This is a genomic window from Polaribacter sp. (assembly GCF_036480315.1).
In the GTDB taxonomy this organism is placed as follows: Bacteria; Bacteroidota; Bacteroidia; order Flavobacteriales; family Flavobacteriaceae; genus Polaribacter.
The window spans coordinates 16,005-40,400 of the sequence record NZ_JAZGGG010000043.1; the positions used below are offsets into that span (position 1 = coordinate 16,005).

Below are 24,396 nucleotides of genomic sequence, written 5' to 3' on the forward strand. Positions count from 1 at the left end.
GAAAAATGGAGTGCAAAATTAATGATTTTAATTGATTGCACAAATGTTTAAATACTTCTATTTCAGTAAGCTTGTTTAGTTTCTGATTGTTTTTTTATCGTCTTTTAGTAATGAAAATAATGCCGACCTAAAAATGGATAGTAAAATACTGAATAATAATGCTGTCCAAAACCCTGAAACTGCAAAACCATCTACTAATTTATCTGCCAATAATACTATAATTGCGTTTATTACAAAAATAAATAACCCAAAAGTTACTATAGTAGCTGGTAATGTAAAAAAGATTAATAAAGGTCTAACAATCATATTTAACAATGCAATTACAATAGCAACAATAATTGCGGAAGTGTAACCTGCTACTGAAATACCAGATAATATATTAGCTAAAACAATTACTGCTAATGCTGTTAATAATATTTTTAAAAATGTTTTCATACTCTTTTAATTTGATATGTTAAAAGCGAAAACTGTACCAAAGGAAGAACTCGGAAATTTTGGCAGGTTTTGTTTTTTTGGTTTGTTTCTACAACTTAAATTCTGTTAACTTCGTTAACTACGTTTATGAAACATTAAAACGTTGTGCAACATTAAAAAAAATTGTAACTAAAATTAAAAATGGCAAAATACTTAAGAACTTCAAGCATAAGTGCTGAATTAGAAAACTTAATAGAATATGATGAGAATTTAAAAATGTATTTTCCAACGGAAGATATGTTTCATGGTTTAATAGATAAATATGATAAAAAGTAATAAGAAAAACGTACTTATATAAACAAGCACGCGTTAGGGATTGCAGTGAAAAGCCCACAGGGAGGAACGACCGAGGACTTGAAACGGAAACCCGACCCTTTTCGGGTAACGCCCAAATAAAAAAATTATTTATTATTCTGCAATTCTGTAGCTTTGCGCTCTAACTCTGCTTGAAACTCTTCCATTACAGGTTTTACGGTGCTTTCTGGTATGTCTGCAACTTTAATGTACATTAAACCATCTACTGCATTGTTAAATTTAGGGTCTACATTAAACGCAACCAAACGTGCATTTTGTTTGACGTACTTTTTAATTAAAACCGGAATTCTTAATGCTCCTGGTTCTATTTCATCAATAATTTTATCGAACTTTTGCATATCTGCTTTGGTTGCATCAAATACAAAATCTTTGTCGCCATCTTTTAATTTTACCTTAAATTCTTTCTTCGGATAAATATATTGAGCCACATAAGGATCATAATAATGAGATTTCATAAACTCAATCATTAACGATTTTGAGAAATCTGAAAACTGATTGCTAATAGAAACGCCGCCCATTAAATATTTATATTCTGGATAACGCAAGGTTACGTGTACGATTCCTTTCCATAATAAAAATAACGGCATTGGTTTCTGCTGATATTCGCCAATAATAAAAGCTCTACCCATTTCTATGGTATTGCTCATCATTTGATGCAATTCTGGTTCAACTCTAAACAAAGTCTGAACATAAAAACCGTTGATTCCGTATTTTTTATAAATCTCTTTTCCAAGTCCCATTCGGTAGGCGCCAGCCAAACGACCTGCTTCTCTATCCCACAATAATAAATGGTGGTAATATTTATCGAACTTATCTAAGTCTATTTCTTTATTGGTTCCTTCACCAACAGCTCTAAAAGTAATTTCGCGTAATCTACCAATTTCATGTAATAAATTAGGGATTTCTTTTGCGCTTGCAAAAAATACTTCATAATTTTTACTTTCTAATAATCTGCCTTCTTTTTCTCTTAAAGTGTTTATTTCTTTTACAAATAAATCTGAATTTCTTTGTGTAGTTATTTTTTTAGCAGGCTTTTTAGGGATTTTTAAATTTTGTGTAGAAAGTAATTTATGTGCTTTCTCAAAAGGATTTGCCAGCATGTAAGTCTTCTTTCTTATAAACTCATAAAATGCAGGAATGTCTTTATACTCGTTTTGGTCTTTTACAGAAATAGGTTTTCCGATTCTAACTTTAATAACTCTACCTCCTTGAGACATTACTTCAGAGGGTAATTTTGCAGTTCTTAGAGTGTCCGATATTTTTGATAAAAAATAAAAAAGTCGACTGTTTTTGGCATGAAAATAAATAGGAATTACTGGTACATTCGCTTTTTTAATTAAACGAACAGCTCCTTCTTCCCAAGGTTTATCTACATTTAATTTTCCATCTTTATAAGTAGAAACTTCTCCCGCAGGAAAAATACCTAAAGGTTTACCTTCTCTTAAATGTAACAATGCACTTTTAATTCCGGCAACACTAGATTTTGCATCCTTTCTTGTTTCAAAAGGATTTACTGGCATAACGTAAGGCTTTAAAGGTTCTACTCTATGTAGTAAAAAGTTGGCAATTATTTTATAATCTGCTCTTTTTTCGATCAGTAATTTTAGTAATAAAACACCATCAATTCCTCCTAAAGGATGATTAGAAACAGTAATAAAAGCGCCATCTTTTGGAATTCTTTTTAAATCTTCTTCTGGAATTTCGAACTTAATATTACAATCGTCTAGAATTCCGTTTAAGAAATCTAAATCGGTCTTGTTTTTATTATTATCGTAAATTTTATTAATAGATGATATGCGAAGAATTCTTAATAAAATCCAACCTACAAAGGTTCCCAAAAACCCAAGCTTCTGCAAACCAATTACTTGTGAAATTTCTTTTGATGTTACTAATGCCATAAATTACGATTAGACGTAAATGCAAATGTACGAAAAAAAGAAATATCTAATTCTTAATTTGTTACTAAAACTATTTGAATCGTTTCCTTATTTACTTGCGTTAATAAAGATTTTCCTTTTGCCTCAATACCTGCAATTGCATTTTCGTTAAAATGGCGAACTGTATATAAATCTACCTTTTTCTGAACATCAATTTTAAATTGTTTTTTTAATTCTTCATAAAAAGCATCAAATCTATTAAATTTATTATCAATACAAACAGAAAAACTAATCGCAGAGTTCTGAATCAAATTTACTTTCAATTGATAATCATGTAATTTCTGGAAGATAAAACTGATATTAGTTTCTACCATAAAAGAGAAATCTAACGCAGAAATAGATACTAAAATTTGATCTTTCTTTACAATAAAACAAGGTGTATAAGGTACTAATTTTGTTCCTTTAGAAACTGTAGTCCCTGCTTCTTTTGGATTGATAAAAGAACGGACTAATAAAGGGATTTCTTTTCTTTCTAATGGTTGTAACGTTTTAGGATGAATTACAGAAGCGCCATAAAACGCCATTTCTATTGCTTCTTCGTAAGATATTTGCTCTAACAAAGTTGTGTCTGTAAAAACTCTTGGATCTGCATTTAAAACTCCTGGTACATCTTTCCAAATAGTTACATTTTCTGCGTCTAAACAATATGCAAAAATACCTGCGGTATAATCTGAACCTTCTCTACCTAATGTAGTTGTATTTTCTGTATCATTTGCAGCAATAAAACCTTGTGTAATGTTTAGTTTTTGCTTGTCAATTTTTCTTTTGATATTATCCTCAGTAAGTTCCCAATTTACTTTTGCATCTCTATAAGTACTATCTGTTTTAATATAGTTTCTTACATCGAACCAAGTATTCTCTACACCTATTTTAGCTAAATATGCACTTACAATTCTTGTAGATAATAATTCACCAAAACAAATAATTTGGTCATAGACATAATTATATCTTTGTGATGTATTTCTTGCTAAAAACCAACCTAACTCTCCAAAAAGAATGTTTACTACGTTGTAAATTTCATCATTTTCATCAAAAAGAGTATTCATCATATTTTTATGATATTCTTCAATAAAATTCAACTTTTCGGATAATTTTTCAGACTTGCTATAATAAGTATCTACAACATCTTCAAAAGCATTTGTCATTTTTCCCATTGCAGAAATAACAACAAGTGTATTTTCTGTTCCTTCGCTTTCTAAAATACTGGCAATATTCTTAATGTTTTTTGTATCTTTTATAGACGTTCCACCAAATTTAAAAATTTTCATTTCTAATTATTTTGAATAAATTTTGCTAAATTTTCTTTGTTCATTTGCACTACAGACCAATCATGTAAATAGGTTGCTCCTGTACTTTTATAAAATTCAATTGCGTTGGTATTCCAATCTATAACTTCCCAAGCAACTCTATTAAAATCGTTTTCATAAGCATAATTTAAAACAGCTTTATACAATGCTTTTCCTGCTCCTATTTTTCTTTTACTTTGCGTTACCATTAAATCTTCTAAATGAATTGTTTTTCCTTTCCAAGTAGAATAACGTTCATAAAACAAAGCAATACCAATAACTACCGTATTTTCTTCTGCTACAAAAAGTTTAAATTTAGGGTTATTAGAAAATCCATCTTTTAATAAATTTTCTACTGTAACTTCTACAGCATCTGGCTCTTTTTCAAAGACTGCCAATTCTGTAATTAAATCTAAAACCGATTGCACATCTTTTTCTTGCCCTTCTCTAACTATAAAACTCATTGCTTGTAAATTTTGGTCAAAGATACTTTATTTGATATCTCTTAAAAATATTTTAACTTTTTGAACATTTATTTTTAATTTGTTTAAATTTTAAAAAAATGACAAATTTTCTAATAGAGAATCATTAAAGGTCTTTTTTGCGAAAAAAAAACAATACGAAAACGATGTAGTAAGGGAAATTTTAGCATCTTTGTAAGATTAAAAAATCTATTAAAAATGGCGAATAAAAATCAAACTTTAGGTGAATTCATTATTGAAAATCAAGATTCATTTAAATATACTTCTGGAGAACTTTCTAGATTAATTAATTCTATTAGATTAGCTGCAAAAGTTGTAAACCATGAAGTAAATAAAGCTGGTTTAGTAGATATTACGGGTGCTGCAGGAGATACAAACATACAAGGTGAAGATCAACAAAAGTTAGATGTTTATGCCAATGATAAGTTTATACAAACACTAACAAAAAGAAATATTGTTTGTGGTATTGCAAGTGAAGAAGAAGATAGTTTTATTACAATAAATAGTCAAGATGAGAATCATCAAAATAAATATGTAGTTTTAATTGATCCTTTAGACGGTTCTTCTAACATAGATGTAAATGTTTCTGTAGGAACTATATTTTCTATATTTAGACGTGTAACTCCTGCAGGAACTCCTGTTAAAATAGAAGACTTTTTACAAAAAGGAAGCGAACAAGTTGCTGCTGGTTATGTTGTTTATGGAACTTCTACTATGTTAGTTTACACAACTGGTGATGGTGTAAATGGTTTTACACTAAACCCAGCAATAGGTACTTTTTATCTATCGCACCCAAACATGACTTTCCCAGAAGACGGAAATATTTATTCTGTAAATGAAGGAAATTATTTAGATTTTCCATTAGGAATAAAAAAATACATAAAATATTGTCAGGAAGAAGAAGGAGAAAGACCATATACAAGTAGGTATATTGGTTCTTTAGTTTCAGACTTTCATAGAAATATGATTAAAGGTGGAATTTACATGTATCCTAAAGGTTCTAGAAATCCTAATGGTAAATTACGTTTATTGTATGAATGTAGTCCAATGGCATTTATTGCAGAACAAGCAAATGGTAAATCTTCAGATGGTTATACAAGAACTATGGATGTAAAACCTACTGAATTACACCAAAGAGTTCCGTTTATTTGTGGAAGTAAAAACATGGTAGAGAAAGCGGAAGCTTTTATGCGTGAGTTTGGCGAATAAGACATTTCTATATCACTATAAATTAACAAAACACTAACTTCTTGTAAAACCATATTATTATGGTTAAATTTGTGCGGACAAGAAATTAATTTAACTCTTTAAAAATAAAAACATGGCTTTTCAATTACCAGAATTAGGTTTTGCATATGATGCTTTAGAACCAAATATTGATGCAAGAACTATGGAAATTCACCATACAAAACATCATAACGGATATACAACAAAATTAAACGCTGCTGTTGCTGGAACAGATTTAGAAGGAAAATCTATTGAAGATATTCTTGCTAACTTAGACTTAAGTAATGGTGCAGTAAGAAATAATGGTGGTGGTTTTTTTAATCATTCTTTATTTTGGTCTGTATTAAACCCAAATGATAGAGGTTATCTTTCTGGTGAATTAAAAGATGCTATTGAAGCAGCATTTGGTTCTAAAGATGCTTTTATTGAAGCTTTTTCTAAAGCTGCTGCAACTCAATTTGGTTCTGGTTGGGCTTGGTTGTGTGTAGATAAAGGTGGAAAAGTTTCTGTTTGTTCTACTCCAAATCAAGACAATCCTTTAATGCCAAATGGTTGTGGAGGAACGCCAATATTAGGTTTAGATGTTTGGGAACATGCTTACTATTTAAACTACCAAAACAGAAGACCAGATTATATTAATGCATTTTTTAATGTAATTAACTGGAACGAAGTTGAAAGACGTTACGCTGAAGCTAAATAAAGGCCAAACCTTTTAAAACATCTCACTCATAAAATGAGTGATTTTATAATATTAAAATAAAAAGCATCCAATTAATTGGATGCTTTTTTTATGTTTTTTAAAATTTTCAATAAGGTTCTAAAATTTAGCTACATTTACAATTAAAACCCTTTTTATGTTTCCATCAATATCATCTTATAAGCAAAGTAAAAAAATTACAACTGTTGGTTTTTACAATGTAGAAAACTTGTTTGATACTGAAGATGACCCAAAAACTTTTGATGATGATTTTACTTCAGAAGGAAAAAATCGTTGGAACTATAAACGTTATAAAATAAAAATAAAAAAATTAGGTTCAGTAATTTCTCAATTAGGAATGAACCGTTCTAAATATCCGCCAGCGATTGTTGGTTTGGTAGAAGTAGAAAACGCAAAAGTAGTATCAGATTTGGTAAATTTTACAAACTTAAAAAAGCATCACTATGATTTTGTTCATTATGATTCTCCTGATGATAGAGGAATTGATGTTGCTTTATTATACAATAAGCAATTCTTTGAGTTATTAGGTTCAGAACATTTTCCTCTGTATTTAGAAGATGAAAGAGGCAAAAGAGATTACACGCGTGATGTTTTAGTAGTTTATGGAAATTTAAACGGTGAATTGGTACATATTATCGTAAATCATTGGCCATCTAGAAGGGAAGGAACTGAAGAGTCTGAGTACAAACGAATTGAAGCTGCAAAATTAGCAAGAACCATTGTTGAGGTAATTGAGGCAAAACATTATGATGCTAAAATTATTATTATGGGAGATTTTAATGATGATCCAACAAGTAAAAGTATAAAAACATTGGTTTCAGACAATTTTTACAACCCAATGGAAAAAATGTTAGACAGAGAAAAAACTGGAAGTTTAACGTATAATAAAAAATGGAATTTATTCGACCAAATTATTTTTAGCAAAAACTTTTTAGAGAAAGAAGATGGAAAAATGTATTTTAAACACGCAGAAATCTTCAATAAAAAATGGTTAAAAGTGATAAAAGGAAAACTGAAAGGAAGTCCGTTTAGAACTTATATTGGTCCTTGGTATCAAGGTGGGTTTTCAGATCATTTTCCAGTATATGCTTTTTTGAAAAAGAAAGATTAATCTTTTCCTTGTTGATTAAAAGCATCTTTTAATTTCTGGTCATTTAATATATATTTCTTGTATTTACCATCTCTGTATCTATAGTAAATAAACAAAGGCATAAACAAAAATGCCAGATAAAAAATACCTAAACCCATTACAATTTCTGCTTTATCGTGTTCTGTATTTATTAAATAGGCTCCTACTCCCATCCAAACTAAAAAGATAATAAATAGTATTATTATTAGGTTTTTCATATTGCAAAACTACAAAAAGTCTATCTTTAATTTCTAATTAAAATTAACTTGTCTCCAAGAGTACATTCAACCAGACAAAAAATGAAAACGAACAAAAAAATAGTAATTGCTCACAGAGGCGCTTCTGGTTATTTACCAGAACATACAATGGAAGCTAAAGCAATGGCTTTTGCAATGAATCCTGATTTTATTGAGCAAGATTTGGTATTGAGTAAAGACAATATTCCTGTTGTTATTCATGATATCTATTTGGATGATGTTACTGATGTTGCTACAAAATTTACAGTTAAAAAAAGAAAAGACAACAGATATTATGTAATCGATTTTACATTTGAAGAATTACAAACTTTAAGAGTTTCTGAACGTTTTAACCCAAAAACTAGCGAGCAGTTTTATAAAAATCGTTTTCCGAAAGGAAAAGGAAATTTTAAGCTCCATTCTTTTGAACAAGAAATTGAATTGATACAAGGTTTAAATAAATCTACAGGGAAAAATATAGGAATTTATCCAGAAATTAAAGATCCTGAATTTCATAAAAAGGAAGGAAAAGACTTAACAAAAATTATTTTAAAAACACTTGCTGATTATGGTTATAAAAACAAACAAGACAATTGTATTTTACAATGTTTTGATGCCAAAGAATTAGAAAGAATTCGTGTAGAATTAAAATCAGAATTATTTTTAGTTCAGTTAATGGAGTTTCCAGAAGAAGTAAAAAACCTACAACATTTTGCAACTTATGCCAACGGAATTGGACCTTGGTATAAGCAACTTTTAGACAAAAAAGTAGATGATAAATTTACTTTCACTTCTTTAGTTGCTGGTGCTCATAAATTGGGTTTAAAAGTACATCCTTATACTTTTAGAGCTGATGCTTTAGACGAATTTTCATCCTTTGAAGAAATGATGCAAACGCTGTTAATTGATGCAAGTGTTGATGGTGCTTTTACAGATTTCCCAGATTTGGTTGTGGAGTTTTTAAACTAAAAAAATTAAGCAGCTAAAATTACTGGTAACAAAATTATAAAAACAAGAAGAGTACTAATTAATAGTGAAATAATTAAGGGTTTAGATATCTGTTTCTTTTCAAGTTTTAAATCCTTTCCTAAATATTTATTCCAAAAATATTCTGATAAAACGACATAACCAATAACATTAAAAATTAACGTGAATAAAAAATTTCTGGGTATATAATTTAAAATAAAATACGTGAAAATTGTATATACAATTCCAAAGACAAGCACTTCTATTCTTGCTTTTGGCTTTTTCATAGCCTTTAAATTAGACATCAATAATACAGCTCCAAAAATTGTACTAAAAAACATTGTAAAACCTAGTATTGCGCTCTTCGAATATAATATAGGTAATTCAAATTTCTTAAAAGAACTTTCGTCTTCTTTTAAAACTTCTACAGGAATATCTTTTTCATGAACTTCATCAGAATCAATTAATGATTTCTCTAATAAGCCTCTGTTTTCCATTTCCCAAATAACAGCTTGTACTGCTTCATCTGTATAATTACTTTTTTCTGCAAGAATATTCTCTAACTCATTGTTAGATTTTTTATTCATATTATTTGTAAAACTATTTGTTCTCATCTTACTTTTAACTTTTTAAGAAGTAACCTCAATTAACTTATTTCGATAAGCAGTTAGCAACTTCGATTTTGAAATAAAGCCTACATACTTTTCATTTTTTACAACTGGTAAATTCCAAGCGTTGCTATCTTTAAATTTCTGCATCACTTGTTCTACAGAATCATTATGGAAAATTATTTCTGGCGCAGATTTCATGAAATCTGACACAAAAATAATTTCATACTGCGTTTGATCGAACATCATTGGGCGAATATCATCCAACAAAACAATGCCTAAAAAACGTTTTTCTTCATCTAAAACAGGGAAAATATTTCTTTTTGATTTTGCAACAGATTTTTTTAGCATTTCACCAAAAGTCATTTCTGGTGTAATAGCTTTAAAATTGGTTTCTATTAGCTTATCAATTTGCATCATCATTAACACATTTTTGTCTTTATTATGTGTTATTAATTCGCCTCTTTTCGCCAATTCTACCGTGTAAATTGAATTTGAAATAAAGTATTTTGTAAATGCAAAACTGATTGCTGCAACTAACATTAAAGGCACAAAAAGCTCGTAACCTCCTGTAATTTCTGCAATTAAGAAAATTGCAGTTAATGGCGCATGTAAAACTCCTGCCATTAACCCTGTCATTCCTATTAATGTAAAATTAGATTCTGAAACATTAAAACCAAACTGATTTATAATTTTTGCAATTGCATTACCCAATGCAGATCCCATAAAAATTGTTGGAATAAAAATTCCTCCAACTCCACCTGCTGCAAAAGTTGTTGTCATTGCAATTGCTTTAAAAACTGCAATAATTAACAGCATAAAAACAACCATATACACATTGTTTAAATCGATATTATAAGGAATATCTTTTAACGCTGTTGCTGTGTCTCCTGTTAATAAATTATTGATTAATCCATAACCTTCACCATACAAAGGCGGAATTAAATAGAGCATAATTCCGATTGCGAAACCACCAATTAGTAGTTTTTTAAACGGACTTTTAAAACGTTCGAAAAAACGAGTAATTGCGAAATACATTTTAGAGAAATACACTGAAGCAATACCTGTTAAAAATGCTAAAATTATATAAAATGGAATGTCTTCCATTTGAAAAACATCTACCAATTTAAAACCGAACAAAACATCTGTTCCAACAAATAAATAAGAAGTCATCACTGCAGAAACAGAAGCTAATAATAACGGCACTAAACTTGCAAAAGCCAAATCTAAACTAAAAATTTCTACTGCAAAAATAATGGCTGCAATTGGTGCTTGAAACATAGAAGACATTGCTCCTGCTGTTGCACAACCAATTAATAACATTCTAGTTTTTGCATTCATATGAAATAACTGTGCTACATTAGATCCCAATGCGGCACCTGTACTTACAGCAGGACCTTGTAAACCTGCGGAACCACCAAAACCAACAGTTAAAGGCGCAGTAATTAAAGAGGCAATAATCTTATAACGTTCTATAATTCCGTTTCTTTTTGAGATGGAATGTAATGTTGTGGAAATTCCGTGTCCGATTTCTTTTTTTAAGACAAATTTCTTAATAGAATACACTAAAAACAAACCAATAACCGGAAAAATAAAATAGAGTGAATAATGATAATCTTCAATAAATTTACCTTCTAGTAATTCTTGAATTATAAAAGTTAAATCTTTTAATATGAAGGTTCCTAAACCGGCTAAAAAACCTACTAGAATACTTAGAACATAAATAAATTGTCTTTCGGAGATATATTTATATCTCCAAATTAAAACCTTTTTTAGTATTTTGTATTTTGCTGGCATTTACTTTTTTGCTGACAAAATATCAGTTCCTAAATAACCATTGTCTTTGTTATAATACCAGGCTCTATTTTTTGGCATTTTTATCTCATTAATGGTCTCTAAACCTGTTAATAAAATGTATTCTCCGCTATCTTTTGCTTCTTTAAAAAACTGATACACTTCCATTGCATACGTTTTTGGATCGAAATAAAAACACCAAGTATCTTTACCAATTGCTGCAGAATAGTTTACTTTTAATACTAAATACTTTTTTCCTTTAAAAGTTTTCTTTTCTACTTTTTGATTGATAATTGTGCCATTATCTTTCAATTTCATTGGCAAACCATACAAATAAGTATAATAATTCTTATACATATTTGCGCGTTCACAATTTAAGCTGTATTTCTTTTTTAATTCTTCAGACGGATTTGTATTTCCGTTAATTACAACACTACAATCTATTTTATGAACTGCATGTTCAGTAATAATTGTATCTCTTTTTGCAATTACAGAAAAATATTGTTCTGGTAAATTTATATTTATTTTACTTTTTCTAGGAGAACGTTTTGGTGTTTCCATAGTCACAAAAAGTTCACCTTTAAAGGTTTCCCAATTTCCATTTGGGTCGTGAAATTTTATTGCTTTTTCTAACAATTCATCTCCAGTAATATTTTGAGAAAATGAAATTATTGATGTAAAAAGGATTAAAAGTGTGGTTAGGTTTTTCATAATTTAAAAGTAGTCAATTTTCTATAATTCAGTTCGTTGAATTCCTGTAACTATAATTCCGTGTTTTATTAATGTTTCGACTTTATTAGGATTGTTGGTTAACATTTTTACAGATTTCACTTTTAAAACAGTTAAAATCTCTGACGTAATTGTAAAATCTCTTGCATCTTTTTTAAAACCTACTTTTTCATAAGCTTCAGCTTGCGGAACACCTTTTTTCTTATGTTCAATGCTTTTTATCAAAGCAAAATGACCATTTCCTTTTCCTTCTTGCTCTAACCAAATAACAATTCCTTTTCCTGCTTTCTGAATTAACTTTTGAGAAATTTCCATTTGTTCTCTACAATCACATTCTATACTATTAAAATGATGCGCAAAAATACAAGAAGAATGAACTCTACATAAAACATCTTCTTCGCCTTCAACATTTCCCATTACCAAAGCATGAGATTCTTTTTGTCCGTTATAAAACAATGTCTCTTTGAATTCGCCAAACTTTGTTTTAATGTTTGTTTCTGCTAATTTTACAATCATCTTTATGGTATTAAAAAATCCCGCAAAAGCGGGATTTTTAATTTTTATTCTTGAATGTTTAATTTCAAGCTTAATTCTTTTAATTGATCATCGTCTATAAAAGCAGGCGCGTCAATCATTACATCACGTCCAGAATTATTTTTCGGAAACGCAATAAAATCTCTAATTGTTTCTTGTCCGCCTAAAATAGCAACCAACCTATCCAATCCGAAAGCCAAACCACCATGAGGAGGCGCACCATACTCAAACGCATCCATTAAGAAACCAAATTGTGCTTTTGCATCTTCATCAGAAAAACCTAAATGCTTCAACATGGTTGCTTGCATTTGTTTATCGTGAATTCTAATAGAACCTCCACCAATTTCATTTCCGTTTAAAACCAAATCGTATGCATTTGCTTTTACGGCTCCAGGATCTGTATCTAACAATTCCATTTGACCAGGTTTAGGAGATGTAAAAGGGTGATGCATTGCATGGTAATGACCAGTTTCTTCATCCAACTCTAATAAAGGGAAATCAATAACCCAAAGAGGTGCAAATACTTTAGGATCTCTCAAGCCTAAACGTTCTGCTAATTCCATACGTAAAGCAGATAACTGTGCTCTTACTTTATTTGTATCACCAGATAAAACACACACTAAATCACCAGTTTTTGCACCTGTAATTTCTGCCCATTTCGCTAAATCTTCTTGATCGTAAAATTTATCTACAGAAGATTTAAAAGTTCCATCTTCGTTTACACGAGAATAAATCATTCCTAAAGCGCCAACTTGAGGACGTTTTACCCATTTAATAATATTATCTATTTCTTTTCTTGTAAATTTATTTCCTCCTGGTACAGCAAAACCAACAACCAATTCAGCGCTGTTAAAAACACCAAAATCTTTATGCTGTGTAACTTCGTTTAATTCGCCAAACTCCATTCCAAAACGGATATCTGGTTTGTCATTTCCATACAAACGCATTGCATCATCATATAACATTCTAGGAAATTTCTCCACCTCAACATTATTCACTTCTTTTAGCAAGTGACGCGTTAATCCTTCAAAAATATTTAGAATATCTTCTTGTTCCACAAACGCCATTTCACAGTCAATTTGTGTAAATTCTGGTTGTCTGTCTGCACGTAAGTCTTCATCTCTAAAACATTTTACAATCTGAAAATATTTATCCATTCCACCAACCATCAAAAGTTGTTTAAATGTTTGTGGAGATTGAGGTAAAGCATAAAACTGACCTTCATTCATTCTACTTGGCACCACAAAATCTCTTGCGCCTTCTGGCGTAGATTTTATTAAATAAGGCGTTTCAACTTCAATAAATTCTTGGTCAGACAAGTATTTTCTAACTTCCATCGCTACTTTATGACGGAAAATTAAACTGTCTTTTACAGGATTTCTTCTAATATCTAGATATCTGTATTTCATTCTAATATCTTCACCACCATCTGTTTCATCTTCAATTGTAAAAGGCGGAGTTATAGAAGCATTTAAAATTTCTAATTTAGAAACCAACAATTCCACATTACCAGTTGCCATTTTAGAATTTTTAGATTCTCTTTCAATCACGGTTCCGGTTACTTGTATTACAAACTCTCTCCCTAAAGATTTTGCTTTTTCCATCATTTCTTTTGGCGTGCGATCTTCGTCGAACATCAACTGCGTAATTCCGTAACGATCACGTAAATCTACCCAAATCATAAAACCTTTATCACGAGATTTCTGTACCCAACCTGCCAAGGTTACTTCTGTATTTATGTGCGATGCTCTTAACTCGCCACAAGAATGACTTCTATACATTTCTTTTCTTTTATTGAACCGCAAAATTAAACAATTTATCCATTTTATAATGATAGAATTTAGTATATGTTTAATATGTTAATTCTATTATTTGAGAATCTCTAAATATTTTTAATTGTAAGTTATTTTTAGATTTTGAAATTGAATCATTTATCTGTATATTTTTATATATATTTTCTGGAACGTATAGTTTTTTAAGACAATGACTGGTGAACTACGTTGGAATTTATCAATAAACTTATTTTTAACAATTCCACTATAATCAAGATTCAAATCAATTTTCATTTGTTGTTGTTTTATATCAGAATTTGAAATGAAGATATATATGAACATCCCTAATGAGATAAAAGACAATATTTTTTTCCTGAAAATTTCATAGTATAATTTGTATTTTGGTGTGTATAAAATTACATTTTTTATTTTAAGATAATAGGTTAAATAACTTGATTAATATTATCTCTTTTGGGCGTTCATTTCTAAACAGAAATGCCCCGCTTTTCGCACTCGCTTTTTTTATTCAGAAAAAGAATAAAAAAGAGCTCAAACAAATGCTGCAATCGGTAACGCAGAATCTGTCTTATTCTTTGTAAATTTGTCTCTATGAGCGTAATTAATATTAAAGAAAAATTTAAATTATTTTCAGACTTATGGTCACCAAAGAAAATAGGCGAATTAAACGGACAACAAATATTATTAGCAAAATTAAAAGGTGAATTTGTTTTTCATAAACACGATAACGAAGATGAACTTTTTATGGTAATAAAAGGCTCTTTAGAAATTGAATTAAGAGATAAAACAGTAACTTTAAATGAAGGCGAGTTTTATGTGGTACCAAAAGGAGTAGAACACAAACCAATTGCAAAAGAAGAAGTACATATTGTATTATTTGAACCACTTTCTATAAAACATACTGGCGATGTTGTTGCAGATATTACTGTAGAAACGTATGAAAGTATTTAAAAATTTCTCGAAACAAAAATTCTTAAAAAAAGAATTTCGCTCGAAGAGGCTGTATGTTTATCAGCATTAGTAACAAGTGTTGTCAGTTCGAGTGATTTCGATTTTTTATCGAAATTGTATCGAGAACACACAAATTAAAATTATGAAAACCTATTATGTTTACATTTTAAAATGTGCTGATAAAACATATTACACTGGTTTCACGTCAAATCTTGAAAAACGTTTTTTTGAACATCAACATGGAAAACATATAGAAAGTTACACATACAAAAGAAGACCTTTAGAATTGGTTTTTTATTGTGAATTTTCTGAAGTAGGATTTGCAATTGACACAGAAAAACAAATAAAAAAATGGTCGAAAGCTAAAAACGAAGCTTTAATAATTGATGAATATGAAAAACTTCCTAATTTAGCAAAGAAGAGATTTAAGTGATTAAAAAAAACTTCTCGATACAAAATTCTTTAAAAAAGAATTTTACTCTAAGTGACAGTTTGTGATCATTCATAAACAAGAGTAAGCAGGCACTGTCACTTCGAATTATTTTGAGGAACGAAAAAATTGTACCGAGAACTTTTAAAATTTGAAATCAAACAAATGAGCAAATTATATTTAGTGCCAACACCAATTGGTAATTTAGAAGACATGACTTTTAGAGCAATTAGAATTCTAAAAGAAGTCGATTTTATTTTAGCAGAAGACACACGTACAAGTGGAAAACTGTTAAAACACTTTGAGATTGAAACGCAAATGCACAGTCATCATATGCATAACGAGCATAAATCTGTAAAAGGTGTTGTACAAAGAATACAAAACGGAGAAACCTGCGCGTTAATTTCTGATGCTGGAACTCCTGCAATTTCAGATCCTGGTTTTTTATTAACCAGAGCATGTGTAGAAAATAATATTGAAGTAGATTGTTTGCCTGGCGCAACTGCTTTTGTACCTGCTTTGGTGAATTCTGGTTTGCCAAATGATAAGTTTGTTTTTGAAGGTTTTTTACCTGTCAAAAAAGGAAGACAAACGCGTTTCTTATTATTAGCAGAAGAAAACAGAACTATGATTTTTTATGAATCTCCTCATAAATTAATTAAAACTTTAGGTCATTTTGTTGAATATTTTGGAACTGACAGACAGGTTTCGGTAAGTAGAGAATTAACAAAAATGTTTGAAGAAACGATTAGAGGAACTGCAACCGAAGTTTTAGCACATTATACAAACAAGCCCCCAAAAGGTGAAATTGTTGTTATTGTTGAAGGGAAGAAGTAATGTATCAATTTTAAAATGTAACAATTGTCTGTTCTAGCGCAGTCGAGAACTATTTTTTTCAATATTATTATTTGAAAGAAAATTCAAAATTTTTTTTGATTTAATGCCAAATCTTCAAATGATTATTTTAATAGGAATGTATGCACAGAATTATTACTTAAAAGATACTGCAAAAAGAACACTTACAGAAACAGAAGATAATTATCCAGAGAACTTACCAAAGTATTTTGTGATGCCTCATCCAAGTCCAAGAAACCGTTTTTGGCTAACTAAAAACCCTTGGTTTGAGAGAAATGTAATTCCTGAATTACAAAAAAGAGTATTAGTAATAATTTAGATTCCAGTTTTCATAGAAATGACATTTAAAGTGAATCCTTGATAAAAATCAAGAAGCATTTTTAGATTAAAAAAACTACATTTATAACCTCTAAAACTGAAGTTATGTTAAAAAAAATAATTCCCTTTCTATTTATTTCAATTTTCTTTATCAATTGTAAAGATGATAAACCTGTAAAGTTATCATCAGAAAACTATGAAGATTTTATAAACAAAGAATTTACAGGAGATTTAGCTTTTGAAACTACATCTTTTGTAGAAAAATATTGGCGTGTTGTTGGAAACACTGGTTTTAATAAAAGTGTTTTTAGAATTGCTGTAGAATTAGAAAAAGCAGGATATGTTTTAGAAGAAAATGCAACAGAAAAAGATATTCTAACCTATCGAATTGAAAAACGTCCGCTTAAAAAACCAACTTGGGAATCTGTTAATGCAATGATTACCATAAATAATGAAAAAGAACCACTTTTAGCGCATTCTTCAAATAGAAACATGATTGCATTAAATTCTTACAGCACTCCAAAAGAAGGAGTTTCAGCTGAAGTAATTCATATAAAAGACTTTAAAAATCTTTCAAAAATTGATGTAAAAGGGAAAATTGTTTTTGCAGAAACAAGTCCGTATAGAATTTATAAAGCTGCAATTGTAGATGGAAAAGCTGCAGGAATTATTTACAACCAGAAAAGAATACTACTTCTATTCAGTTTCGTTCAATTCCACATGATTCTATTCACAAACCTTGGGCAATTGCCATGTCTTTTGAATCAAAAGAACGTTTGAAAAAATCTTTAGAAAAAGGAAAAGTAAGTTTAAATGTTAAGGTTGAAACCAATATTTATCCTTCAGAAGAACTAACAATTATTGCAGATATTAAAGGAAACGAAAAGCCTAAAGAACGCTTGGTTTTTAGTGCACACATTCAAGAACCTGGTGCAAATGACAATGCAACGGGTGTTGGTGTTGCTCTAGAAATGGCTTCTTTAACGGCAAAATTTATTCAACAAAAAGAGTTTCAACCAAAAAGAACATTAACGTTTTTATGGGGAGATGAAATTGTATCTACAAGAAGATATGTAAAAGAAGATTCTATTAGAGCTAAAGATATAAAATGGGGAATTTCTTTAGACATGGTTGGTGAAGATACCGAGAAAACTGGAGGTATTTTCTTAATTGAGAAAATGCCAGATCCTAGTGCAATTTGGACCCGTGGAAATGATAAACATACAGAATGGGGAGGTTCTAAAATGAAATTGAGTCAAATGAAACCTCATTATTTAAATGATTTTTTAATTAACAAATTTAAGAAACAAGGTAAAAGAGCAAATTGGAAAGTGAGTACAAACCCGTTTGAAGGAGGTAGTGATCATGTTCCTTTTTTAAGAGAAAATATACCAAGTGTTTTGTTTTGGCACTTTACAGATCAATTTTATCATACAGATAACGATAGAATAGATAAAGTTTCAAAAACTACTTTAAAAAATGTTGGAACTACAGCTTTAATTGCTGGGTATACACTTTTAAATGCTGATGAAAACACCGCGAAATCTATATTATTTAATTTAGAAAAAGCAGCAGTTAGTCGTTTAAATGAAGAATTAAAACAAAGTAAAATTGCTTTAAATAAAGGTGATTCTCTAAAAACTCAACTCCTAATAATTAATGCTTGGAATAATTGGTATCAAGAATCATTTACAACTACTATAGACATGGTTTCTTATAAAAATAATCTAAATAAAGAAATTGAAAACTCTAAAAAATTAATAGATTCAATTTCAAAAACAATAATAAAAAAACTAGAAATTTAATTTTAGCTTTCTTTTTTCAATTTTTTGATACATAGAATTAAAGAATTTATTCCTTTCTACAGAAGATTCACCTGTTAGATTTGTAGAAAACTCTAATTGTGTTTTTAAATGTTGTTCTATTTGGTTTGTTGTATTCTTATCTATTACTTTAAAATACGTTAAATTGGTAAAAGGAACAAATACTTTTTTTTCAGTATCCGATTTCATGAATATTGTATTTAATAATGAAATTAGATTATTTTGGTACAAATGAAAGCTTTCTTTACTCTCTATTCTCTTGTTATTTTTTGCTTGTTCTTCAATTAATTTTAAAGAATCTATTAATCCATCTGCTATAGATAACGCTTCTTCTTTTGTTGTGAGGCCAACATCAAAAAAGTATTGAATCTGATTTATAATATTGTCAATTGTAGAATCATTCCAAATTTCTACAAGAGAAACATTTCCATATTGTTTTAAAAAAAAATTATATTTTTCAATGATGTCATAAGATGGTTCAAATTTAGAAAAAGGTATTTTCTTCAGATTAGGGTCTTTACTCAACATATTAATGAATAAATAAATTCTAAACTTTTTTAAACTACCATTGTCTGCATGATAAAAAGGAAAATCTTTGACACAGTTATAAATTTGTCCGTTTTTAGAACTAATAATTTTTGTGATTTCTTCTTTAGATTTATCAAAAAATGTATGTAAAAAATTGTCTGAAACTAAATTGTGAGATTTTTCAACAATTATTTTTTCTGGATGGTTTTTTCTATCTACTGAAACATCATTTAGGTTGATGTTAAAATAGCTCGAAAGCGATAATCCTTCTTTTAAAGTTAAAACTGTTTTTCCTTTAATTCTTCTATAAGAAGCGTCGTAACTTATATCTAGAACATCTGCAATTTCATCTATAAAAGAGATGTTTTTAGGAATTTTTTCTTTTATTAATTCGAATAATTTTGCCTTCTCCATTTTTGTGATTTAAACAAATTTACTTAAAATTTACAAAAATACATTATGTTTTTTGCGAAATTCACAAGAACATAACTTTACCCTTCAATTACTTTTGTGTCTATAAAATTATTTGATTCGGGGGGAACAAATAACTTTTTAATAAAACCTTTTCATAAAAATGAAAAGGTTTTTAATTTTAATATTTAGACCCATCGTGTTTACCAACTTCAAAACCGTGTTTTCCTAAGAACTGATTTCCACTATCAATTGCATCTTCCTCTAAAGTAGTTCCCATAGAATCATTCCATCTATTTAAGTAGCCAAAAAGAGAAATTACTCCTAACATTTCTACAATTTCACCTTCATCCCAATATTTATATAGTTCTTCTTTTATAGAAGCATCAACCGCATTTGGCACCATAGAAGCTGCTAAAGAAAAATCTAAAGCTGCTCTTTCAGCATCAGAAAATGCAGCATGTGTTTTGTATTCCCAAATATTATCTAATTGTTCTTGCTCTGCTCCATAACGTTCTGCCGCCCTAATTGCGTGCGCCTGACAATATCTGCAACCAGTTGCGTTGCTTGAAACCCAAGCAATCATTCTTTTTAATGCCGATGTAACCCGACCTTCATTAGCCATTACCGCTTTATTTAAGTTGATAAAAGCTTTAGAAATTGCAGGTCTACGTTGCATTGTTAAAACAGAATTAGGACAAAAGCCCAAAGTCTCATTAAAAAATGTTGCTAATTCTTTTGTTTCTATATCGTGTTCTGCATTTAAAGGTGTTACTAATGCCATATTTTTTTATTTTTTTATAGAATTCTTATTTAATAACTTTACGATAAATATAACTTTAAAAAAATGAAAATTATACTACATTCATATAATCTTGAATTAAAACATACTTTTACTATTTCAAGAGAATCTCGTGATTTTCAGCCTTCACTAATTGTTGAGTTAAACGATGGTAATTTTAAGGGTTTTGGGGAGGCAACTTCTAATCTGTATTATAATATTACTGTAGAAAATACAACCGAAATTATTCTAAAAAACTTGCCGTTTATAGAATCTTTGTCTAATGAGAAACCTGCCGTCTTTTGGAAAAAATTAGCACCTCTTTTTAAAAAAAACATGTTTGCTCTATGTGCTTTAGATATGGCTTTTAACGATTTAAATGCTCGTAAAAAAAGTAAAAAATTGTATGAAGTTTGGGGTTTTGATATAAGTAATAACCCAATGACAGATTATACTATTGGAATTGATTCTATAAATAAAATGGTTTCAAAAATGAAAGAACTTCCTTGGCCAATTTATAAAATAAAATTAGGCACTAAAGATGACATTGCTATTGTAAAAGAATTAAGAAAACATACAGATGCCATTTTTAGGATTGATGCAAATTGTAGTTGGTCTGTTGATGAAGCCATTGAAAACTCTTATCAACTAAAAAAGTTAGGTGTAGAGTTTTTAGAACAACCGTTAAAAGCAAATGATTTTGAAGGTGCTAAAAAATTATATAACAATTCTACATTGCCAATTATTGCAGATGAGAGCTGTATTATAGAAAGTGATGTTGAAAAATGTTTTGGTTTATTTCATGGTGTAAATGTAAAACTGACAAAATGTGGCGGTGTTACTCCTGGAAAAAGAATGCTAGAAAAAGCAAAATCATTAGGTCTAAAAACAATGGTTGGTTGTATGACAGAATCTACTGTAGGTATTTCTGCAATTGCACATTTATTACCTCTTTTAGATTATGTAGATATGGATGGAAGCCTATTATTAAAAAAAGATATTGCTACAGGAATAACAATAAATAACGGTATTATTTCTTATTCTGATAAAAATGGAACTGGTGTAACATTGCTTTAACTATACAAATAAAAGAAATTTAATTTAGTTATTTGCAATTAAACTAACGCTCCCAATTTTTTCTATTTTAACTCCATTTTTATCAGTTAAAATTACTCTAAACCAATAACTACTTGGTGGTCTTTTTTTTCCGTTATAAGTTCCGTTCCAACCTGAATATAAGGAATCAATTTTCTATATTAATATTCCGAATAAAAAATATCTGAAATCGTAAATTCATCTTTATCATATACTTTTATATGCCATACATCATTCTTACCATCATTATTTGGTGTAAAGAATTTTGGGTATTCTAATCTTGAAAACATGTGTTCTTTTGTACCACAACCAATTTTCTCTTTTATAAATAATGTGTATTTCCTTGCTGGAATGTTCTCGAAGAAACCAATATTTATATAGTTTCCAAACTCTTCATCAAGAGAAAATTCTGATAATGTTAATAAATCTAATCCTGTTTGGTATCCTGAATAAAAAAAGAATCTAATCTAACATCATATTCATCTGTAATTGTGAAATCAGTAACAATATTAATTTCAGTTTGTGGGCAGAAAACTTGTCTACCAGAAGCACTTAAAACAGGTGGTTTATCAGACTGTGAGTGCAAGTGTAAAAACGATAGCAATACTAAGATTGAAAAAAGGATGTATTTAATATTTATTCATTTTAAATCACTAACTTAAAAGTCTTGTTCTTATTTTTGTATGAACAGCACAATTTAATACTTCATTATTAAAAAACGAAAATAAAATCATCAAATATGGCATCAAATACAGTAACTACAATTTGGACACAGAAAGAACAATTTGAATCAGACAACCCAAGTGGACATAAATTAACAATGTTTTCTACAGCAGATGAAGAAAATAAAGATACAGTTGGTTATGGACCTAAAGCTTTAATGCTATCTTCTTTAGCGGGTTGTTCTGCATTAGACATTGTTTCTTTATTAAAGAAAATGCATGCAGAAGTTGAAGACTTTAAAATTGAAATTACTGCAGAATTAACTGAAGAACATCCAAAATTTTACAATAAAGTAAAGGTTGATTACCATTTTACTGATAGTGAATTACAACCAAAAAAGATACAAAAAGCAGTAAACTTGTCTGTAACAAAATATTGTGGAGTTATGGAAATGTTTCGTCAATTTGCAGATGTAAAAACAGAAATTCATTTGCATAAAATCTAAAAGTGAAGTCAAAAAAAAAGCTATGAGATGGACTTTAAAACCAGAAACCAATAAAGAAGAAGTAAAAAAATTAGCAGAAGATTTACAAGTAAATGCTACAATAGCTCAAATTCTTTGCCAGCGAAATATTGAAACTTTTGAAGATGCTAAAAAATACTTCCGCCCAAGTTTAGACGAAATTCATGATCCTTTTTTAATGAAAGATATGGATTTAGCTGTTACCAGAATTGAAACTGCAATTGCTAACAACGAAAACATTTTAGTTTTTGGAGATTATGATGTAGATGGAACTACAGCTGTTTCTTTAGTTGCTTCTTATTTAAAAACCATTTACCCTAACATTGCAACCTATATTCCGGATAGATATGCAGAGGGTTATGGTGTTTCTTATATGGGAATTGATTTTGCGCATGACAATGATTTCTCATTAATTATTGCGTTAGATTGTGGAATTAAAGCCATTGAAAAAGTTGAGTATGCAACAAAAAAAAATGTAGATTTTATTATTTGTGATCACCACAAACCAGGAGACGAAATACCAAAAGCAGTTGCAGTTCTAAATGCTAAAAGAGAAGATTGCAACTATCCTTTTGATGAACTTTGTGGTTGTGGCGTTGGTTTTAAGCTAATACAAGCATTAGGTGTTTCTAGAAATCAAACCATTGAAGATTTTGTCCCATATTTAGATTTGGTTGCTACTGCAATTGCTGCGGATATTGTACCAATGAATGGCGAAAATAGAGTTTTGGCGTATCATGGTTTACAAGTGATAAACGAAAATCCAAGAAACGGAATTAAAGCCATAATACATCAAACTAAAAAAACCGAATTAACAATTACCGATGTTGTTTTTACAATTGCACCCAGAATAAATGCTGCAGGTAGAATGAAACATGGTAATTATGCAGTTGAATTATTAACAGAAATGGATTTTGATGCTGCAGTTGAATTTTCTGCTGCAATTGAAATTTTTAATGCTGATAGAAAAGACTTAGATAAGAAAATTACAGATCAAGCTTTAATTCAGATTATTGATAATGAAGAGGAGCAAGATTTCTCGTCTGTAGTTTATCAAGAAGATTGGCACAAAGGTGTAATTGGTATTGTGGCTTCTAGATTGATTGAAAAATATTACAGACCCACTTTAGTTTTTACAAAAAGTGGCGATAAATTAGCTGCTTCTGCGCGTTCTGTTAAAGGTTTTGACGTTTATAATGCTTTGCATGAATGTGAAGAATTTATAGAACAATTTGGCGGACATAAATACGCAGCAGGTTTAACAATGTTACCAGAAAATTACGAAAACTTTAAAAAAAAGTTTGAAGAAGTTGTTGAAAGAACTATTGATAAAAAACTTCTAACACCAGAAATTTCTGTGGATGCAGAAATTGATTTATCAGAAATTACACCCAAGTTTTTTAGAATTATTCAGCAAATGGCACCTTTTGGGCCAATGAATATGAAACCAACTTTTAAATCTACTTGTGTAAGAGATAATGGTTATGGTAAAAAAGTTGGTGCAGATAAAACACATTTAAAACTAAATGTTTTTCAAGGTGATAATAAAAGAACGTATAATTCTATTGGTTTTAATTTAGGAAATAAAATGAAACTTGTTCAAGATGAATTTGATATTGTATATGCTCTAGATGAAAACGAATGGAATGGAAATAAATCGATACAATTGTTGTTAAAGGATTTGAAGTAAAAAAAATTAATCCAAAACTGGTGTACTAAGAAATAACCAAAGTAATAAAAAAGAAAAAATTACACCTATTGAATTAATTATCAATAAAAATTTACTGTTTTTA

General features: G+C 29.4%; 28 protein-coding genes. 14 read left to right on the top strand and 14 right to left on the bottom strand.

The window, feature by feature from the left end:
- Positions 1 to 75 precede the first annotated feature (75 nt).
- Positions 76 to 435: a phage holin family protein gene (locus V3V28_RS08795; protein ID WP_331364653.1), complete on the bottom strand. Its 360-nt coding sequence runs from the start codon at positions 433 to 435 to the stop codon at positions 76 to 78.
- A gap of 180 nt (positions 436 to 615) precedes the next feature.
- Between V3V28_RS08795 and V3V28_RS08800 the strand changes: the two genes are divergently transcribed.
- Positions 616 to 750, top strand: a complete 135-nt coding sequence (locus V3V28_RS08800) for a hypothetical protein (protein WP_331364654.1) — start codon at positions 616 to 618, stop codon at positions 748 to 750.
- 125 nt (positions 751 to 875) lie between these two features.
- Here the strand turns inward: V3V28_RS08800 and V3V28_RS08805 are convergent, their stop codons facing one another.
- The 3 genes from V3V28_RS08805 to V3V28_RS08815 are packed head-to-tail and all read right to left on the bottom strand — an operon-like array spanning position 876 to position 4,476.
- Positions 876 to 2,687 carry a lysophospholipid acyltransferase family protein gene (locus V3V28_RS08805; protein ID WP_331364655.1) on the bottom strand — a complete coding sequence of 604 codons (1,812 nt, stop codon included), beginning with the start codon at positions 2,685 to 2,687 and terminating at the stop codon, positions 876 to 878.
- 53 nt (positions 2,688 to 2,740) lie between these two features.
- Positions 2,741 to 3,994, bottom strand: a complete 1,254-nt coding sequence (locus V3V28_RS08810; RefSeq protein ID WP_331364656.1) for an aspartate kinase — start codon at positions 3,992 to 3,994, stop codon at positions 2,741 to 2,743.
- A gap of 2 nt (positions 3,995 to 3,996) precedes the next feature.
- Positions 3,997 to 4,476: a GNAT family N-acetyltransferase gene (locus V3V28_RS08815; protein WP_331364657.1), complete on the bottom strand. Its 480-nt coding sequence runs from the start codon at positions 4,474 to 4,476 to the stop codon at positions 3,997 to 3,999.
- A 216-nt stretch (positions 4,477 to 4,692) separates the two neighbouring features.
- On the opposite strand from V3V28_RS08815, the gene fbp reads away from it, so the two are divergent.
- The 3 genes from fbp to V3V28_RS08830 all read left to right on the top strand — a co-directional run bounded on the left by fbp (position 4,693) and on the right by V3V28_RS08830 (position 7,550).
- The gene (fbp, locus tag V3V28_RS08820; RefSeq protein ID WP_331364658.1) at positions 4,693 to 5,703 is read left to right on the top strand and encodes a class 1 fructose-bisphosphatase; all 1,011 of its coding nucleotides are present in this window, start codon (positions 4,693 to 4,695) and stop codon (positions 5,701 to 5,703) included.
- A 112-nt stretch (positions 5,704 to 5,815) separates the two neighbouring features.
- Positions 5,816 to 6,421, top strand: a complete 606-nt coding sequence (locus V3V28_RS08825; RefSeq protein ID WP_331364659.1) for a superoxide dismutase — start codon at positions 5,816 to 5,818, stop codon at positions 6,419 to 6,421.
- A 154-nt stretch (positions 6,422 to 6,575) separates the two neighbouring features.
- Entirely contained in the window at positions 6,576 to 7,550 is a 975-nt protein-coding gene (locus tag V3V28_RS08830; protein WP_331364660.1) for an endonuclease/exonuclease/phosphatase family protein, read from the top strand.
- Here the strand turns inward: V3V28_RS08830 and V3V28_RS08835 are convergent.
- Positions 7,547 to 7,786: a hypothetical protein gene (locus tag V3V28_RS08835; protein ID WP_331364661.1), complete on the bottom strand. Its 240-nt coding sequence runs from the start codon at positions 7,784 to 7,786 to the stop codon at positions 7,547 to 7,549. The two genes, V3V28_RS08830 and V3V28_RS08835, sit on opposite strands and share 4 nt — an antisense overlap.
- A 48-nt stretch (positions 7,787 to 7,834) precedes the next feature.
- On the opposite strand from V3V28_RS08835, the gene glpQ reads away from it, so the two are divergent.
- Positions 7,835 to 8,773: a glycerophosphodiester phosphodiesterase gene (gene glpQ / locus V3V28_RS08840; RefSeq protein ID WP_331364662.1), complete on the top strand. Its 939-nt coding sequence runs from the start codon at positions 7,835 to 7,837 to the stop codon at positions 8,771 to 8,773.
- Positions 8,774 to 8,778: 5 nt separating this feature from the next.
- Here glpQ and V3V28_RS08845 read toward each other — a convergent pair whose 3' ends face one another.
- Genes V3V28_RS08845 through aspS form a run of 5 tightly spaced genes read right to left on the bottom strand, consistent with a single transcriptional unit; the run spans position 8,779 to position 14,216 of the window.
- The gene (locus V3V28_RS08845; protein ID WP_331364663.1) at positions 8,779 to 9,384 is read right to left on the bottom strand and encodes a hypothetical protein; all 606 of its coding nucleotides are present in this window, start codon (positions 9,382 to 9,384) and stop codon (positions 8,779 to 8,781) included.
- A gap of 15 nt (positions 9,385 to 9,399) precedes the next feature.
- A complete protein-coding gene (locus V3V28_RS08850; RefSeq protein ID WP_331364664.1) occupies positions 9,400 to 11,175 on the bottom strand; it encodes a chloride channel protein in 1,776 nt (591 codons plus the stop codon).
- Positions 11,176 to 11,883 (bottom strand): DUF6503 family protein, encoded by a 708-nt coding sequence (locus tag V3V28_RS08855; RefSeq protein ID WP_331364665.1) that lies wholly within the window; start codon positions 11,881 to 11,883, stop codon positions 11,176 to 11,178.
- Between the two features lie 21 nt (positions 11,884 to 11,904).
- A complete protein-coding gene (locus tag V3V28_RS08860) occupies positions 11,905 to 12,417 on the bottom strand; it encodes a GTP cyclohydrolase (RefSeq protein WP_331364666.1) in 513 nt (170 codons plus the stop codon).
- A gap of 44 nt (positions 12,418 to 12,461) precedes the next feature.
- Positions 12,462 to 14,216 (bottom strand): aspartate--tRNA ligase, encoded by a 1,755-nt coding sequence (aspS, locus tag V3V28_RS08865; RefSeq protein ID WP_331364667.1) that lies wholly within the window; start codon positions 14,214 to 14,216, stop codon positions 12,462 to 12,464.
- A gap of 600 nt (positions 14,217 to 14,816) precedes the next feature.
- Between aspS and V3V28_RS08870 the strand changes: the two genes are divergently transcribed.
- The 6 genes from V3V28_RS08870 (at position 14,817) to V3V28_RS08895 (ending at position 18,584) form a co-directional block, all read left to right on the top strand.
- Complete coding sequence (locus tag V3V28_RS08870) at positions 14,817 to 15,176, top strand: cupin domain-containing protein (RefSeq protein WP_331364668.1); 360 nt, start codon at positions 14,817 to 14,819, stop codon at positions 15,174 to 15,176.
- A 142-nt stretch (positions 15,177 to 15,318) separates the two neighbouring features.
- The gene (locus tag V3V28_RS08875) at positions 15,319 to 15,609 is read left to right on the top strand and encodes a GIY-YIG nuclease family protein (protein WP_331364669.1); all 291 of its coding nucleotides are present in this window, start codon (positions 15,319 to 15,321) and stop codon (positions 15,607 to 15,609) included.
- Between the two features lie 162 nt (positions 15,610 to 15,771).
- A complete protein-coding gene (gene rsmI / locus V3V28_RS08880) occupies positions 15,772 to 16,443 on the top strand; it encodes a 16S rRNA (cytidine(1402)-2'-O)-methyltransferase (protein ID WP_331364670.1) in 672 nt (223 codons plus the stop codon).
- 103 nt (positions 16,444 to 16,546) lie between these two features.
- Positions 16,547 to 16,780 (top strand): uracil-DNA glycosylase family protein, encoded by a 234-nt coding sequence (locus V3V28_RS08885; RefSeq protein WP_331364671.1) that lies wholly within the window; start codon positions 16,547 to 16,549, stop codon positions 16,778 to 16,780.
- Positions 16,781 to 16,884: 104 nt separating this feature from the next.
- Complete coding sequence (locus V3V28_RS08890; protein WP_331364672.1) at positions 16,885 to 17,559, top strand: hypothetical protein; 675 nt, start codon at positions 16,885 to 16,887, stop codon at positions 17,557 to 17,559.
- Entirely contained in the window at positions 17,532 to 18,584 is a 1,053-nt protein-coding gene (locus V3V28_RS08895; RefSeq protein ID WP_331364673.1) for a M28 family peptidase, read from the top strand. The genes V3V28_RS08890 and V3V28_RS08895 overlap by 28 nt, the downstream gene beginning before the upstream one ends.
- Here the strand turns inward: V3V28_RS08895 and V3V28_RS08900 are convergent.
- The gene (locus tag V3V28_RS08900) at positions 18,573 to 19,544 is read right to left on the bottom strand and encodes a hypothetical protein (protein WP_331364674.1); all 972 of its coding nucleotides are present in this window, start codon (positions 19,542 to 19,544) and stop codon (positions 18,573 to 18,575) included. The genes V3V28_RS08895 and V3V28_RS08900 overlap by 12 nt on opposite strands.
- A gap of 178 nt (positions 19,545 to 19,722) precedes the next feature.
- Complete coding sequence (locus V3V28_RS08905; protein ID WP_331364675.1) at positions 19,723 to 20,325, bottom strand: carboxymuconolactone decarboxylase family protein; 603 nt, start codon at positions 20,323 to 20,325, stop codon at positions 19,723 to 19,725.
- A 63-nt stretch (positions 20,326 to 20,388) separates the two neighbouring features.
- Between V3V28_RS08905 and V3V28_RS08910 the strand changes: the two genes are divergently transcribed.
- A complete protein-coding gene (locus V3V28_RS08910; protein WP_331364676.1) occupies positions 20,389 to 21,399 on the top strand; it encodes a dipeptide epimerase in 1,011 nt (336 codons plus the stop codon).
- A gap of 179 nt (positions 21,400 to 21,578) precedes the next feature.
- Here the strand turns inward: V3V28_RS08910 and V3V28_RS08915 are convergent, their stop codons facing one another.
- Both V3V28_RS08915 and V3V28_RS08920 read right to left on the bottom strand, forming a co-directional pair.
- Positions 21,579 to 21,707, bottom strand: a complete 129-nt coding sequence (locus tag V3V28_RS08915) for a hypothetical protein (protein WP_331364677.1) — start codon at positions 21,705 to 21,707, stop codon at positions 21,579 to 21,581.
- Between the two features lie 137 nt (positions 21,708 to 21,844).
- A complete protein-coding gene (locus tag V3V28_RS08920; protein ID WP_331364678.1) occupies positions 21,845 to 22,003 on the bottom strand; it encodes a hypothetical protein in 159 nt (52 codons plus the stop codon).
- A 153-nt stretch (positions 22,004 to 22,156) separates the two neighbouring features.
- Between V3V28_RS08920 and V3V28_RS08925 the strand changes: the two genes are divergently transcribed.
- Both V3V28_RS08925 and recJ read left to right on the top strand, forming a co-directional pair.
- Positions 22,157 to 22,585: an OsmC family protein gene (locus V3V28_RS08925; protein WP_331364679.1), complete on the top strand. Its 429-nt coding sequence runs from the start codon at positions 22,157 to 22,159 to the stop codon at positions 22,583 to 22,585.
- Positions 22,586 to 22,607: 22 nt separating this feature from the next.
- A complete protein-coding gene (recJ, locus tag V3V28_RS08930) occupies positions 22,608 to 24,293 on the top strand; it encodes a single-stranded-DNA-specific exonuclease RecJ (protein WP_331364680.1) in 1,686 nt (561 codons plus the stop codon).
- Positions 24,294 to 24,396 lie beyond the last annotated feature (103 nt).

Coding starts and splice junctions, on each gene's coding strand:
- V3V28_RS08795 (WP_331364653.1), bottom strand. CDS start 435: ATGAAAACATTTTTAAAAATATTATTAACAGCATTAGCAGTAATTGTT.
- V3V28_RS08800 (WP_331364654.1), top strand. CDS start 616: ATGGCAAAATACTTAAGAACTTCAAGCATAAGTGCTGAATTAGAAAAC.
- V3V28_RS08805 (WP_331364655.1), bottom strand. CDS start 2,687: ATGGCATTAGTAACATCAAAAGAAATTTCACAAGTAATTGGTTTGCAG.
- V3V28_RS08810 (WP_331364656.1), bottom strand. CDS start 3,994: ATGAAAATTTTTAAATTTGGTGGAACGTCTATAAAAGATACAAAAAAC.
- V3V28_RS08815 (WP_331364657.1), bottom strand. CDS start 4,476: ATGAGTTTTATAGTTAGAGAAGGGCAAGAAAAAGATGTGCAATCGGTT.
- fbp (WP_331364658.1), top strand. CDS start 4,693: ATGGCGAATAAAAATCAAACTTTAGGTGAATTCATTATTGAAAATCAA.
- V3V28_RS08825 (WP_331364659.1), top strand. CDS start 5,816: ATGGCTTTTCAATTACCAGAATTAGGTTTTGCATATGATGCTTTAGAA.
- V3V28_RS08830 (WP_331364660.1), top strand. CDS start 6,576: ATGTTTCCATCAATATCATCTTATAAGCAAAGTAAAAAAATTACAACT.
- V3V28_RS08835 (WP_331364661.1), bottom strand. CDS start 7,786: ATGAAAAACCTAATAATAATACTATTTATTATCTTTTTAGTTTGGATG.
- V3V28_RS08845 (WP_331364663.1), bottom strand. CDS start 9,384: ATGAGAACAAATAGTTTTACAAATAATATGAATAAAAAATCTAACAAT.
- V3V28_RS08850 (WP_331364664.1), bottom strand. CDS start 11,175: ATGCCAGCAAAATACAAAATACTAAAAAAGGTTTTAATTTGGAGATAT.
- V3V28_RS08855 (WP_331364665.1), bottom strand. CDS start 11,883: ATGAAAAACCTAACCACACTTTTAATCCTTTTTACATCAATAATTTCA.
- V3V28_RS08860 (WP_331364666.1), bottom strand. CDS start 12,417: ATGATTGTAAAATTAGCAGAAACAAACATTAAAACAAAGTTTGGCGAA.
- aspS (WP_331364667.1), bottom strand. CDS start 14,216: ATGTATAGAAGTCATTCTTGTGGCGAGTTAAGAGCATCGCACATAAAT.
- V3V28_RS08870 (WP_331364668.1), top strand. CDS start 14,817: ATGAGCGTAATTAATATTAAAGAAAAATTTAAATTATTTTCAGACTTA.
- V3V28_RS08875 (WP_331364669.1), top strand. CDS start 15,319: ATGAAAACCTATTATGTTTACATTTTAAAATGTGCTGATAAAACATAT.
- rsmI (WP_331364670.1), top strand. CDS start 15,772: ATGAGCAAATTATATTTAGTGCCAACACCAATTGGTAATTTAGAAGAC.
- V3V28_RS08885 (WP_331364671.1), top strand. CDS start 16,547: ATGCCAAATCTTCAAATGATTATTTTAATAGGAATGTATGCACAGAAT.
- V3V28_RS08890 (WP_331364672.1), top strand. CDS start 16,885: ATGTTAAAAAAAATAATTCCCTTTCTATTTATTTCAATTTTCTTTATC.
- V3V28_RS08895 (WP_331364673.1), top strand. CDS start 17,532: ATGTCTTTTGAATCAAAAGAACGTTTGAAAAAATCTTTAGAAAAAGGA.
- V3V28_RS08900 (WP_331364674.1), bottom strand. CDS start 19,544: ATGGAGAAGGCAAAATTATTCGAATTAATAAAAGAAAAAATTCCTAAA.
- V3V28_RS08905 (WP_331364675.1), bottom strand. CDS start 20,325: ATGGCATTAGTAACACCTTTAAATGCAGAACACGATATAGAAACAAAA.
- V3V28_RS08910 (WP_331364676.1), top strand. CDS start 20,389: ATGAAAATTATACTACATTCATATAATCTTGAATTAAAACATACTTTT.
- V3V28_RS08915 (WP_331364677.1), bottom strand. CDS start 21,707: ATGTTTTCAAGATTAGAATACCCAAAATTCTTTACACCAAATAATGAT.
- V3V28_RS08925 (WP_331364679.1), top strand. CDS start 22,157: ATGGCATCAAATACAGTAACTACAATTTGGACACAGAAAGAACAATTT.
- recJ (WP_331364680.1), top strand. CDS start 22,608: ATGAGATGGACTTTAAAACCAGAAACCAATAAAGAAGAAGTAAAAAAA.